The sequence below is a fragment of the Brevibacillus sp. AG162 genome (assembly GCF_006715575.1).
In the GTDB taxonomy this organism is placed as follows: Bacteria; Bacillota; Bacilli; order Brevibacillales; family Brevibacillaceae; genus Brevibacillus; species Brevibacillus brevis.
This window is the reverse complement of sequence record NZ_VFNO01000002.1, coordinates 460,295-473,596: the sequence shown is the minus strand read 5'-3', so window position 1 is coordinate 473,596 and position 13,302 is coordinate 460,295. Positions and strand designations below refer to the sequence as shown.

The 13,302-nt window shown below is 47.7% G+C and carries 13 protein-coding genes; 11 read left to right on the top strand and 2 right to left on the bottom strand.

Going from position 1 to position 13,302, the window contains the following annotated elements; all coding sequences use genetic code 11:
- Positions 1-103 precede the first annotated feature (103 nt).
- The 5 genes from FB479_RS07065 to rplT all read left to right on the top strand — a co-directional run bounded on the left by FB479_RS07065 (position 104) and on the right by rplT (position 4,830).
- Positions 104-2,158, top strand: a complete 2,055-nt coding sequence (locus FB479_RS07065) for a methyl-accepting chemotaxis protein (protein WP_142063623.1) — start codon at positions 104-106, stop codon at positions 2,156-2,158.
- Positions 2,159-2,364: 206 nt separating this feature from the next.
- Positions 2,365-3,384, top strand: a complete 1,020-nt coding sequence (gene moaA / locus FB479_RS07060) for a GTP 3',8-cyclase MoaA (protein ID WP_106657519.1) — start codon at positions 2,365-2,367, stop codon at positions 3,382-3,384.
- Positions 3,385-3,647: 263 nt separating this feature from the next.
- On the top strand, positions 3,648-4,151 hold the full coding sequence (infC, locus tag FB479_RS07055; protein ID WP_035291699.1) for a translation initiation factor IF-3: 504 nt from the start codon (positions 3,648-3,650) through the stop codon (positions 4,149-4,151).
- A 30-nt stretch (positions 4,152-4,181) separates the two neighbouring features.
- Positions 4,182-4,379: a 50S ribosomal protein L35 gene (gene rpmI, locus FB479_RS07050; protein WP_012685334.1), complete on the top strand. Its 198-nt coding sequence runs from the start codon at positions 4,182-4,184 to the stop codon at positions 4,377-4,379.
- A gap of 91 nt (positions 4,380-4,470) precedes the next feature.
- Positions 4,471-4,830 carry a 50S ribosomal protein L20 gene (gene rplT, locus FB479_RS07045; RefSeq protein ID WP_047070959.1) on the top strand — a complete coding sequence of 120 codons (360 nt, stop codon included), beginning with the start codon at positions 4,471-4,473 and terminating at the stop codon, positions 4,828-4,830.
- A 200-nt stretch (positions 4,831-5,030) separates the two neighbouring features.
- Here rplT and FB479_RS07040 read toward each other — a convergent pair whose 3' ends face one another.
- Entirely contained in the window at positions 5,031-5,717 is a 687-nt protein-coding gene (locus FB479_RS07040) for a helix-turn-helix transcriptional regulator (RefSeq protein WP_106657520.1), read from the bottom strand.
- Between the two features lie 192 nt (positions 5,718-5,909).
- Here FB479_RS07040 and FB479_RS07035 point away from each other — a divergent pair, with 192 nt between their 5' ends.
- Entirely contained in the window at positions 5,910-6,824 is a 915-nt protein-coding gene (locus FB479_RS07035; RefSeq protein WP_255438307.1) for a R2-like ligand-binding oxidase, read from the top strand.
- Between the two features lie 64 nt (positions 6,825-6,888).
- Here FB479_RS07035 and FB479_RS07030 read toward each other — a convergent pair whose 3' ends face one another.
- Positions 6,889-7,941: a hypothetical protein gene (locus FB479_RS07030; RefSeq protein WP_142063620.1), complete on the bottom strand. Its 1,053-nt coding sequence runs from the start codon at positions 7,939-7,941 to the stop codon at positions 6,889-6,891.
- A 250-nt stretch (positions 7,942-8,191) separates the two neighbouring features.
- Here FB479_RS07030 and FB479_RS07025 point away from each other — a divergent pair, with 250 nt between their 5' ends.
- The 5 genes from FB479_RS07025 (at position 8,192) to ilvB (ending at position 13,302) form a co-directional block, all read left to right on the top strand.
- A complete protein-coding gene (locus tag FB479_RS07025; RefSeq protein ID WP_106657522.1) occupies positions 8,192-8,428 on the top strand; it encodes a hypothetical protein in 237 nt (78 codons plus the stop codon).
- A 162-nt stretch (positions 8,429-8,590) separates the two neighbouring features.
- On the top strand, positions 8,591-8,830 hold the full coding sequence (locus FB479_RS07020) for a hypothetical protein (protein ID WP_106657523.1): 240 nt from the start codon (positions 8,591-8,593) through the stop codon (positions 8,828-8,830).
- 238 nt (positions 8,831-9,068) lie between these two features.
- A complete protein-coding gene (locus tag FB479_RS07015) occupies positions 9,069-9,770 on the top strand; it encodes a phosphoadenylyl-sulfate reductase (protein WP_142063617.1) in 702 nt (233 codons plus the stop codon).
- Positions 9,752-10,891 (top strand): sulfate adenylyltransferase, encoded by a 1,140-nt coding sequence (gene sat, locus FB479_RS07010; protein WP_142063614.1) that lies wholly within the window; start codon positions 9,752-9,754, stop codon positions 10,889-10,891. The genes FB479_RS07015 and sat overlap by 19 nt, the downstream gene beginning before the upstream one ends.
- Positions 10,892-11,565: 674 nt before the next feature.
- Complete coding sequence (gene ilvB / locus FB479_RS07005; protein WP_142063611.1) at positions 11,566-13,302, top strand: biosynthetic-type acetolactate synthase large subunit; 1,737 nt, start codon at positions 11,566-11,568, stop codon at positions 13,300-13,302.

Sequence of the window (13,302 nt, the reverse complement as noted above, 5' to 3'; positions counted from 1 at the left end):
TTCATTATACGTTTACTCGATACGTTTACTTGGAAAAAAGAACGGGAAAAGGATGTAGGGTAATTGTACATATGGACATCAAGAAGAACTGCGGGGGATACGTATGCGGGTAAGCATCAAGCAAAGACTGATAGCAGCATTTCTTGCCATTATTTTAATCCCGATTGGAGTGATTAGCTCATTTGTTTATGTCAAAATGGAAGAGCGAATCCAGACCTATTTTATTGAATCCACGACAAAAGAAGTGGCTCAAGTAGACAATGCGATTAACTTGTACTTCGACTCGATTCGTGAAAACGTAAACCTGATAGCAGGCAGTCCCTTACTAAAAAGTGCAGATAACACCATTACGACGTATATGGACAAGCCAACCAAATCCAAGCATACGCCACTGCAAAATGGTGGGGTAGAAGCTGCTATTTTTCAAGATTTCCTGCGATTTGTCGATTCTCATCCGAATACTGCATTTATTTATTTGGCGACGAAATACGGAGGATACATACAGTGGCCGACAGATGATGTCATTCCGAATTACGATCCGCGTACGAGGGATTGGTACAAAACACCAATTGAGAATCCCGGCAAAGTGATCACGACAGATCCTTATCTTTATTTAGGCGACAACAGTATCGTGATCAGTAACGTGACGATGCTAAAGGATGACAAGGGTGAACCACTGGGCGTTGTTGGACTGGATGTGAATTTAAAAGGGCTGACCGATATTCTGAAAGAAATTAAGATCGGGAAAACGGGTTATCTCATGCTGGTTGGCAAAGACGGGACGATTTTGGCTAATCCCAAAAACCCCGAGCTCAATTCGAAAAAACTGAAAGATACGCAAATTCCTGAATTGGCCGCTATCGCAGAGAATACCTCCAGCAGCTTTGCGGTCACAATGAACGATACCGAGTATTTGGCCAACGTCTTTACTTCAGACAAAACTGGGTGGAAATATATTTCGTTTATTGAAAAAGCGGAGCTCTCTGCTGAAGCCAATCAAATCGGTTTCATCATCGGGGCATTAAGCATTTTCTTTGCCTTACTGGCGGCTGTCGCTTCCGTCCTTTTCTCGCACAAATTCACCAAGCCATTGCTTGCCATCGTTGATCAGATTGCGCAGATCGGACGTGGTGACTTTACCGGGGAATTGCCCAAAAACCTTTTGGAAAGAAAAGACGAAATCGGCATGCTTGGTCAGAGCATTCAGGTGATGCAAGTATCCATCCAAGGACTCATTCGCGAAGTCCAAAAAGCGGTTAACACCCTCTCTACTTCGTCAGATAACATATCGGTTCGCTTGACGGACAATGTAGATACTGCGAACAAAATATCTACTACCATACAGGAAGTAGCGAGCGGGGCGCAAAATCAGCTCAGAGGTACGGAAGAATCCGCAAGAGCAATGGAAGAAATGTCGATTGGCATCCAACGCGTGGCGGAGACAACCTCCATCATCTCGGAAGCATCTACATGTACGACGGATGAAGCGCAGCTAGGTAACCAGTCCATCCAAAAAGCGATCCAGCAAATGGACTCCATCCGTGTCTCTGTGGAACATTCCGTATCCGTAGTCAAGCAATTGGGTGAGCGATCCAAAGAAATTGTGCAAATTATTGACGTGATTACGGGAATTGCTTCCCAAACGAATCTGCTTGCTCTCAATGCAGCCATCGAAGCTGCCCGTGCGGGAGAGCATGGACGAGGTTTTGCTGTCGTAGCAGATGAAGTGAGAAAACTCGCTGAACAATCTGATGAGTCTGCACGGCAAATCGCCAACCTCATTCAGGAGATCCAAACAGATACGACCATAGCGGTCAACTCGATGGATTCAGTCAATCAAGATGTTCAGGATGGATTGTCTACTGTACTGGAGTCAGGAGAGGCCTTCCAACGCATCTTACAAGAAATTCGACAGATAACCGATCAAATTCAGGAGGTATCTGCTGTCTCTGAACAGATGTCCGCTGGATCGGAACAAGTAGCAGCATCAGTGGACGAGACTGCCCAAATTGCAAGGATTTCAGCGCACAATGCTGAAAATCTGGCTGCTTCCTCCAAAGGACAATTGGCTACTATGGAAGAGTTTGCTGTTTCATTCGAATCTTTGAATCAGATGGCTCGCGAACTGGAAAGAATGATCAGTACATTTAAGATATAAGAATGCATAACGGAAAGAGTACGAATGTAGGGAGGAATTCGTACTCTTTTTTTTGTAAAGTGGTCCCATTTATGAACAATGTGCTGTTTGCGTTTGAAAATTTGGCTATTTCGATTTATGATAATAGACTGGTACTAAGTCGAAATGCGATATTATAAAGATAAGGGAAAAAAGTCGTCCTATAGATAAAAGGAGAGTGAACATCTATGCCAGAAAAAGTGCTTGATTTACGGAACCGTCCTCTCCGAGATTTACGAATATCTGTCACTGATAAATGTAATTTTCGTTGTCGTTATTGCATGCCTGCCGAAATTTTTGGACCGGATTTTGAGTTTTTGCCGCAAAGCAAGTTGCTGACCTTTGAGGAGATTACCCGTTTGACCCAGATCTTTACTTCGCTTGGGGTCGGGAAAATCCGCATTACCGGCGGAGAGCCATTAATGCGCAGAAATTTGCCTGAATTGATTCGAATGATACGTGGAGTGGAAGGTGTTCAAGATATTGCGATGACGACCAACGGTTCTCTCTTGACCCGCCATGCGCAAGCACTAAAAGAAGCGGGTCTGGATCGGGTCACGGTCAGCCTGGACAGCTTGGATAATGAGCGCTTTGGGATGTTGAATGGAAGAGGCTATCAGGTCGATGCCGTGCTGGAAGGGATTCGTGTTGCAGCAGATGCCGGGCTATCGATCAAGATCAACATGGTGGTACAGCGAGGAGTCAATGATCAAGATATTTTACCGATGGCACGGTACTTCCGTGAGCAAGGGCACACCCTTCGATTTATTGAATTCATGGACGTGGGAAACAGTAACGGCTGGCGACTGGATCAAGTCGTACCTTCCCGTGAAATTGTGCGCATGATCCATGAAGAGATGCCGTTGGTAGCGACTGAAGCGAACTACTATGGAGAGGTGGCTTCTCGTTATCGCTATGAGGGATCGAACCAGGAGATCGGGTTGATCTCATCGGTGACCCAAGCTTTTTGCTCCACTTGTACGCGAGCTCGTCTGTCGGCAGAAGGAAAATTGTACAACTGTCTCTTTGCTTCATCCGGAGATGATTTGCGCGAACCAGTCCGCGATGGACGCACGGATGAAGAGATTCGCGAGCTGATACGTGCGATTTGGGAGCGGCGTGACGTGCGCTACTCGGAGGAACGCCTAAGTGAAACACCTGGTCTCGCCAAGCGTGAAAAGGTCGAAATGTCCCATATCGGGGGATAATTAGGTATTAGCCTTGACAAAACCCAAGCTACCTAGTAATATAAATTGCGTGTATAAACACTTCATACTTCGAGAACAAGCAGAGGCGCCCAGCTTCTCACCTGGGTCGACGTCGTATACGACTGTTGACAGGTAACTCTTACGCAAAGATCCTCGGATCTGATGAAATTGCTTAGGTGAGATATGTGCGGGCGCAGATTGCGTTCGCACATTTTTGTTCCTTCTCGAAATTGACGGGGGTGGCAAGTATTAGCAAGGATCAAATGTTAATTAACGAAGCGATCCGTGCCCGTGAAGTCCGATTAATCGGTGCAGACGGGAGCCAATTGGGAGTCGTACCTTTTAGGGAAGCGTTGCGCATTGCCCAGGAAGCTGAATTGGATCTGGTAAACGTTGCTCCTACAGCCAAGCCGCCTGTATGCCGTATCATGGACTATGGAAAGTTCAAATACGAGCAGGCGAAAAAGGAAAAAGAAGCGCGTAAAAACCAGAAGATCATCGAGCTGAAAGAAGTGCGTTTTTCTTCTAACATCGAGGAACACGATTTTCAAACAAAGCTTCGCAACGTCCGCAAGTTCTTGGAGGATCAACACAAGGTGAAGTGTACGATCCGTTTCCGTGGACGTGAAATCACCCACTCCGAAATTGGACTAGGCGTTATGGAACGTGTAGCTGCCCAGTGTGAAGATCTCGCTACGCCTGAGCGCAAGCCGAAGATCGAGGGCCGCAGCATGATCATGATTCTGGCTCCGAAAGCGGAAAAGTAAGATAGTAGTTTAGACAGGAGGATTTTTCAGATGCCTAAAATGAAAACCAACAAGGCTGCTGCGAAACGTTTCAAAAAGACTGGAAGCGGCCAATTGAAGCGCGACCGTGCGTTTGGTAGCCACTTGTTCGCTAACAAATCGACGAAAGCTAAGCGCCACCTGCGCAAAGCTGCACTCGTTTCCAAAGGCGATCAAAAACGTATTGAGCAAATGCTCACTTACCTGTAAGTTTTTCTTTATTACACACCATTACGCAGCATGAGCTCCCTAAGCGCCTAGCAGTAGGCCGCCATGCTGGAAAGACCAGGAGGAGTTTAGTATGCCAAGAGTAAAAGGTGGCATTGTTACACGCCGTCGTCATAAGAAAATCCTGAAGCTGGCGAAAGGATACTTCGGTTCCAAACATCGCCTGTTTAAATCCGCTAATGCGCAGGTAATGAAATCCCTGCTGTATGCATACCGTGACCGTCGTCAAAAGAAACGTGATTTCCGCAAACTGTGGATCACTCGTATCAACGCGCAAGCTCGCATGAACGGTCTGTCCTACAGCCGTTTGATGCACGGCCTGAAAGTTGCTGGCATCGAAGTTAACCGCAAAATGCTGGCTGACTTGGCTGTTAACGACAAAGCTGCGTTCAACGAACTGGCAACAGTTGCTAAAGGCAAACTGAACGCGTAATTTTTGAATAGAAGAGCCGATCTTCCCGATTGAGGGTGAGGTCGGCTTTTTTGTTGTGATTACCAATCCATTTTCGTCAGACGTGGGGTAGCAGTCAGCAGTGCCATGCTCTTGAATTCAATGACGTACTGTCGAGTTTTCGATTACGAGCCAAAGAAAAACAACCGAAATCACATTCGGTTGTTTTTTTCCTTTTCTACTCAACAAATGATTCGCTGTCTTATGGCGTCCGCCACACCTTGTGCGCGATTTTGCACACCGAGCTTTTTTAGGGCGGACTTGATGTAATCCTGCACGGTAAACTCACTGATTCCCATCCAGTCCGCCATCTCCTTAACGCTTTCGCCCCATGACATCCGCTGCATGACTTCGACTTCTCGGCGTGAGAGCTTGACAGTTTTAGGGCGAAGGGAGTCAGTTGCCAATACTTTGCCCAGCATCGAACAGTATGCGCTTAAGGATTGTACCAATTGATGGTTGATGCCGGAACAGCCATCCTGATGCCAGGAAATACCAGCGTAGCCGAGTACGTTAGGCCCATAGCTGATGGGGAGAATGAGCGCATAAGGGGCGCCGTACACTAAATCGGGCGGGAACTGACGAATCGCCTCAGAATCTAGCAGGACGGCTCTCTGTTCACGGATCGCATGCTGGATGAGGGGCATATTGCGCATGTCCACCCGTATATCGCGGATAGAGCATAACTCTTGGTCAAGGATCGACCATAGTCCCTCACCCATTTGACTGAGCGTCGAGTAATTGCACAGAATGGCTCCCATAAAAGGAAAGAGATCCACGAAGCCGCGTACAGCAAGCACCAGTTTCTCCTCGTAAAATGTCGTTTCTTCGATTCGATCAATGTACATGTTCAGCTCTGGACTGACCATGGAGTGATTGCCACCTCCATTTGCGTGATGAACACCCCCTGATTTTTGGGGATATGAACGATCGTTCAGCCTGACCTATAATCAACCTACAGCGCCTTCATTTTATCAAACCGCTGATCGGAGCGTAAAGAATGGAAATGGGATAAATTAACAATTTCGTGACTTCTTTCATTCGTTCGGAATAGAAGGCGTATGAGAAAAAAGAAAGGTTGGATGGGGATGAGGAATGGTTTTGTTTCGACCAGCCAAAAAGGATTGAATCAGGAGCTGCTGCCGTACCAATTGTATCAAAAAGCGAAGAGATACGGCATTTGGAACCCGCAGGACATTGATTTTACGCAAGACCGTGAAGATTACGCGAAGATGAATCCGGAGCAGAAGGAAGAAACTTTGGGGCGGATTGCTGGTTTTCTTGGTGGGGAAGAAGCTGTCACCCTCGATCTTTTGCCTTTGATCATGGTCATAGCAGAGGAAGGGCGATTGGAGGAAGAAATGTATTTGACGACCTTCCTCTTTGAAGAGGCCAAGCATACGGAGTTTTTTCGGTTGGTTCTCGATAATATCGGCGAGTCAGGAGACTTGCATCATTTTCACGATGATGTGTACAAACGAATTTTCCATGAGATCTTGCCAAATGCACTCAATCGTCTGCTGACGGATAAATCCCCTGAAGCCATCGCAGAAGCTTCTACTGTCTACAACATGTTTGTGGAAGGCGTGCTCGCAGAGACAGGCTACTATGCGTTTTACGAAGCACTCAGCAAAACAGGGCTCATGCCCGGTTTAATGCAAGGAATCGGGTATTTAAAGACAGACGAATCGCGGCATATCAGCTACGGAACATTCCTGTTGCAGCGATTGATCTGTGAGCATCCCCATATTTACGATGTCATTGCCAAAAAGATGGATGAGCTGGCTCCAATGGCTAGTCATCTTTACGACTGGATGGATGACCCACAAGGAGTGAGTGCATTCGGAGTGAAGGTCGCTGATTTGCAGCAGTTTGCGAAAAAGCAACTAAGTGTGCGCATGGAGGTACTTGCCCGAGCAAAAGGGCAGACGATTGAAGAGCTGTATAAGCATACAAGAACAACGATCGATGTGTAAGAAAAAAAGGCGATCGAACGAATTCGACCGCGAAAGCATCCACAACGGGTGCTTTTTTTCATGCCTATAGATCCACTTTGATTTTCATTTCAACCATGTTGACTGTTTTTTTGTCTGAGTCTTTGATTTTGATGAACTCGCCTTTTAATTTTTCACCTTTTTCCCCATAGGCATCTTTTACAGTTGGCCACATATTTTCGTCTGGTATGAATTGAATGAGGACGTAATATTGCTTAACTTTGTCAGGCTGGGGGATTTGCAGGGAAAAAGATCCATCCGGTTTTACTTCCGTCTGATCTGTATAGCCATAATGGACATGGTTAGGGATATCGAGACCACCACTTATCTTAGTCCCTTCCAGGAAATTGCTTTTTGCCGCTACGGTTAGGGATTTCCCGTTTTTGGTTATGCTCGGCTTGATCCAAATAGCAGGTTGACCATAATCAGATGGTTTATCCCATACAGGTGTTTCGAATGGCACCTTCGTATTTGTCTGAGCTTTCGGGTCGACATAGGCAAAGGTCGCCACTTTGTATTTCAACTTGTCAGAATCGAGGTATTGGTACACGTAATCACCGGTTAGCTTTTCGCCGGTTTTACCATAGGCTTCTTGGATTCGATCGCTTTGCTGATCGGAGGTGAAGGACAATTCGACTTCCATCTGTGCCTTCACGTCTGGCTTTTTTACCTCCAGTTCAAAGCTTCCATCGGAGTTAACCTCCGTCTCATCGTTATAACCCCACATGTTATAGCCTTTTGCGGTTACATTTGCTTTTACTTTTGCACCGGGGAGCAAGTTGGATGATCCTTTGATCGTCAATGTCTTGGAGTTGATGGTGAGTTCCCCTCCAAGAGTGGCTTTTGGATCTCCTTGGTCTGCTGGAGCGTCGCTAGATGGCTGGCCAACGACTTCGAAGTTTACAGCTTCACCCTCTGGTTTTGTTTCTTCCTTTGCTTTCGTTTCTGCCGTCGGTTCAGGAGCAGTGGTAGTCTGTGTTGACGGCTGGTTCTGGGTTTGCCCGGACTCGGCTTCAACGGGCTTGGCTTCCTGGCTACAGCCCGATAGAATCGGAATGAGCAACAATCCAGAAAGCAATACCCCTCTGAGCTTGGACATGCGGTTACCTCCTGTCAAATGAAAATCAGCACAATTCAAAATCATACCATATTTTGTATAAATGCTTTCTGTCATTTTGAAAAAGAGGAAAATAGAACTGCTAATTCGCTGTAGAACTAGGCTCTGGTCCTAAAGCAGAATCCGCCCCAGGTCTGAGGAGAAAACAACCTCCCGTCCGTGTTAGACAACATGGCTGATCCCTTAAAATAAAGCCATAAGAGGAAAACATTGGATAGGGAGAGAGATCAAAATGAGAAAACAAAAGTGGATGATGATGGGAATTACAGCAGTTGTTTGTTCAGCGATGTTCGTGCCAGGGGCGTTTGCCAAAGACAAAGATGACTCATATTCCGTGACGCCTTCTATCTTCGCCCCTGGTCCGCACTCGGCTCCAGTAGTACAGAAAACAGATGCGGTAGCAGGCACGCAAACAGCAGGAAGTGCATTTACTTTTACTCCAATTGTAAACGAAAAAGAAGAAAACTAATGGGCTTCAAGCATCCGTACAGGATGCTTTTTCTTTGGTACGAAGTGGATGTAAACCTCAAGTCTGAGAAAAAAACAATCTTTCGTCCGTGTCAAGCAGACTCCCCAATGCCATACAATAAAAAGCGTTACAGGAAAACATTGGATAGGGAGAGAGACATAGATGAGAAAAAAATGGATGATAATGGGTGTAACAGCAGTAGTTTGTTCAGCGTTGTTTGTGCCAGGAGCGTTTGCGAAAGACAAGGATGATTCTTACTCGGTGCCGCCTTCCTTCGTAAGCCCTGGTTCATATGCGATACCAACCGTTCAAACCGTTAAAGTAACCGATACCAAAAAGACACAACAAATCGGTCCTTCGTTTATTTTCGCCCCGGCTGTAAACGAAAAAGATGAAAAATAACGCAGCAGAAAGCTGTCAGACCATGTCTGGCGGCTTTTTTTCTGTGAAAAACGTCCCCTCACATCGGGGGATCGAAACATCTCGACGTTATTCAAAAAAGTGGATACGACCGCTTGCGGTCAACCAAACGGTCATGACGGTTTGGATTGGGCGAGTTGGATATGGGTGGACGATGCGCCACTTCCAGTCACTAGGCATATGATGGTGGGTGAATCCTAGCAAGAGAGGAGTTTCGCTGATGAGCAATCGCCAGAAAATGGCGGATGAGGAAATACAGGAATGGGCAAGCCGACTGGAAGCTCACGCGCCGCAGGACGTGCTTGTGAACGCCGTGGAAAACTATGCAGCTAGTCTGATCCTAGCTGCCAGCTTTGGCGCTGAAGATGTCGTTTTAATTGACATGCTGCACAAATTGGCTCCCACGATTCCTGTATTTTACCTCGATACCAACATTCATTTTGCTGAAACGTATGATACGCGTGACAAGCTGCAAGCCAGATACAGCACAACATTTATTCAAGTGCAGCCACAGTTGACGCTAACCGAGCAGGCAGAAAAACACGGAGAAAAACTGTGGGAGAGAGAACCGAATCTTTGCTGCGAGATTCGGAAGGTAGAGCCGTTAAAGCGCGTCCTGTCCAACTATCAGGCGTGGATTACAGGTATTCGCCGCGAGCAATCACCTACCCGAGCGAATACCAAAAAAGTGGAGTGGGACGAAAAATTCAACCTGGTTAAATTCAATCCGCTAGCAGATTGGACGGAGGCCCAGGTGTGGGAATATATCCATGCGCATGATGTCCCTTACAATCCATTACACGACCGGAACTATCCAAGCATTGGCTGTCGAGTATGCACGCGCGCTGTCATGCCTGGCCAAGATTCTCGGTCGGGACGGTGGGCTGGCTTCGAAAAGACAGAATGCGGTCTGCACAAATGAACAGCGCAGGAGGGAAAGACGTGAAACAAACGATCTTGCCGCACGGGATCAAAAAAGCCATTATCGTGGACAAATGGACCCTGTCGGACATCGAATGTCTTGCTATCGGGGCATTTTCGCCGTTGGCTGGATTTATGGAAGAGGCGGATTACCACACTGTCGTGGAAACGATGCGTCTAGCCAATGGAACGGTGTGGCCGTTGCCAGTGACATTGGCTGTCGATGCAGATGAGCACGATGATCTTGTGCCTGGCGACAGTATTCTGCTACGTGGGGAAGATGGAGTGGATTATGCGATTTTGCGGGTGAATAGCTGCTATGTGCCAGATAAAATGCGTGAGGCAGAGCTCGTTTTTCGTACGGTGGATCTCGCTCACCCTGGTGTGAAAAAACTGTTTGAAAAGCCAAACCTATACGTGGGTGGTCCCATAGAAGTACTGCAAAAGCCACGGCCTGAGCGCTTCTCTGATTTTTATTTGACGCCGGCTGAAACGAGAGAACGATTTCGAAAAAATGGCTGGAAAACGGTGGTTGGTTTTCAAACGCGCAATCCCGTTCACCGGGCGCATGAATATATTCAAAAGGCGGCATTGGAGATTGTTGATGGCCTTTTTCTCAACCCACTGATGGGGGAAACGAAGTCAGACGATGTTCCTGCACAAGTACGAATGAAAAGCTATCTCGCCCTTTTGGAAAATTACTATCCGCACAACCGTGTACTGCTCGGCGCTTTTCCGGCTGCCATGCGATATGCAGGTCCGCGAGAGGCGGTCTTCCACGCATTGGTACGAAAAAATTACGGTTGTACACACTTTATCGTCGGCCGCGATCACGCAGGGGTAGGCGATTACTACGGGACGTATGATGCTCAGCACATCTTTTCCGAGTTTGCGCCAGGCGAGCTCGGTATCCAGCTGCTCTTTTTTGAGCACAGCTTTTACTGCACGGCATGCCAAGGTATGGCAACGACCAAGACGTGCCCGCATGACAAAGACTCTCATCTGACCTTATCGGGAACAAAAGTGAGGGAAATGTTGAGAAACGGGATCACGCCACCTCCGGAATTTACTCGTCCGGAAGTCGCAACGATTTTGATAGAGGGATTGAAATCCCCGCAATAAAACGGAACCGAAAAGGAGGAGAGGGACGGCAATGCCGTTCTTTTTCCGTTGCAAAAACTGGACAGGTTTTCAAGTTTTCAGTGAAAAACGTCTCGACGTTTTTCATAAAAGTATAGCGACCGCTTGCGGTCAACAAAACGGTTTTGACCGTTTTGTTGTATCCGCTTTCAAGCAAAAACCGCGCCGTATAGCCATTTCTTACTGAGCATTCGTTCGGACGAAAGTCCAGTAAAATCTTTTTGTTTTCGTTGACACCCCCTAGGTGCCTAGCTATAATCAGACGTAACACTTTATTCTGACAACAACAATATTGAAAATATTGTTTAAATAGTAGGCCATGACGAGGATGGTGCGCGTTACCCCTTTTACAGAGAGCCCTGATGCTGAGAAACGGGTATAGGGTACGCCGCATTGCTCACCTCCGAGCCGTTTAGCTGAAACTTGCTTTGCAGGTAGTAGGCCAAACCGCTTAACACCCGTTAACGTGTTACAGTCCACATTTGCTGTGACTGGCTGAGATCGGCTGACCGTGAGGCGCCGATAAAGTTGGGTGGTACCGCGAACCCTTTCGCCCCAAAAGACATGGAAATAAAACCGTGTCGGGGCGAAAGGGTTTTTCTATGTGTCTATAGTTATTTTCAATACCTGTTGAGAATTGGGAGGAGGAGAGGTTAATGAGTGTTGAAATGGCCGAATTGCAGAAAAAGAACGGCATTCCACCGATTCAGTTCGGGGAAGAAGTGACAGGAGCAGAAACGCTGCTGCGCTGTTTGATCCTGGAGCAGGTCGAATACATTTTCGGCTATCCAGGCGGTGCGGTGCTCCCTATTTATGACTCCCTGTACGGGAGCTACTTCAAGCACATTTTGACTCGCCACGAGCAAGGCGCTATCCATGCTGCTGACGGATATGCCCGAGCAACAGGCAAACCGGGTGTATGTATCGCTACTTCCGGTCCGGGAGCAACGAACCTCGTAACGGGGATTGCAACCGCTCAGATGGACTCGGTTCCGCTGGTCTGCATCACGGGTAACGTGGCACAGTCGCTGATTGGTACCGACGCGTTCCAAGAGGCAAACATTACGGGAATTACCATCCCGATTACGAAGCACAGCTACTTTGTCCGCGATATTCGCGATCTCCCGCGGATTGTGAAGGAAGCTTTCCACATCGCGACGACCGGTCGTCCGGGCCCAGTATTGATCGACATTCCCAAAGACGTCGCCAATGCAAAGGCACCATTTACCTACCCGGATAAAGTGGAGATTCGCGGCTACCGCGCTTCACTCGTACCAAGCGACGAAGAAGTACAAGAGTTTGTAAAAGCAGTTGGCGAAGCGAAGCGTCCAGTCATATTGGCGGGCGGGGGAATCATTGCAGCTCAAGCAGAGAAAGAATTGCGCGACTTTGCAGAAAAAACACGCATTCCGGTGATCAACACCTTCATGGGATTGGGCGGTTTCCCTGGAACACACGAGTTGTCGCTGGCAATGCCAGGGATGCACGGAAATTACACAGCGAACCAAGCGCTCTTAAATGCGGATTGTGTGATTGGTCTGGGAGCACGCTTTGATGACCGGATCACGATGGGACGCACCAAGGAGTTCGCACCAAAAGCCCGCATCGTACATGTCGACATCGATCCGGCAGAGCTGGGGAAAAACGTAGACACAGCCGTAACAGTAGCGGGCGACGTAAAGAGCACGCTGGCAAAAGCGATTCCGCTCGCAAAAGCTTGTGATTCGGAAGCGTGGATCAGCCAGTTGAAAGAGTGGCAAAAACAATATCCGTACAAGTACAAAAAAGATGGCGACGTATTGAAGCCACAAGCCGTCATTGAACTCTTGTACAACTCCACAGATGGGGAAGCGATTGTCACAACAGATGTTGGACAACACCAGATGTGGACAGCTCAATACTATAAGTTCAAGCACCCGCGTTCCTTTATCTCTTCCGGTGGTCTCGGCACGATGGGCTTCGGCTTCCCGGCAGCAATTGGCGCACAGATCGCTCACCCGGATCGCACGGTAATCTCTGTCGTTGGGGATGGCGGATTCCAGATGACCAACCAAGAGCTGGCAATCGTCTCCCAATACAACATTCCGGTTAAAGTAGCGATTGTGAACAACCAGTGCTTGGGAATGGTTCGTCAATGGCAGGAGCTCTTCTACGATAATCGCTATAGCCAAATCGATCTGACGTGCAGCCCAGATTTTGTCAAGCTGGCGGAAGCATATGGCGTAAAAGGCTTGCGAGCAAGCACGCCGGAGGAAGCCGAAGCAGTTTGGGCAGAGGCGCTTGCGCATGATGGACCAGTCGTGGTGGACTTCCGAGTAGCACAGGAAGAAAACGTATATCCGATGGTTGCATCAGGCGACACATTAGATCAGATGGAATTGGGGGACGATTAG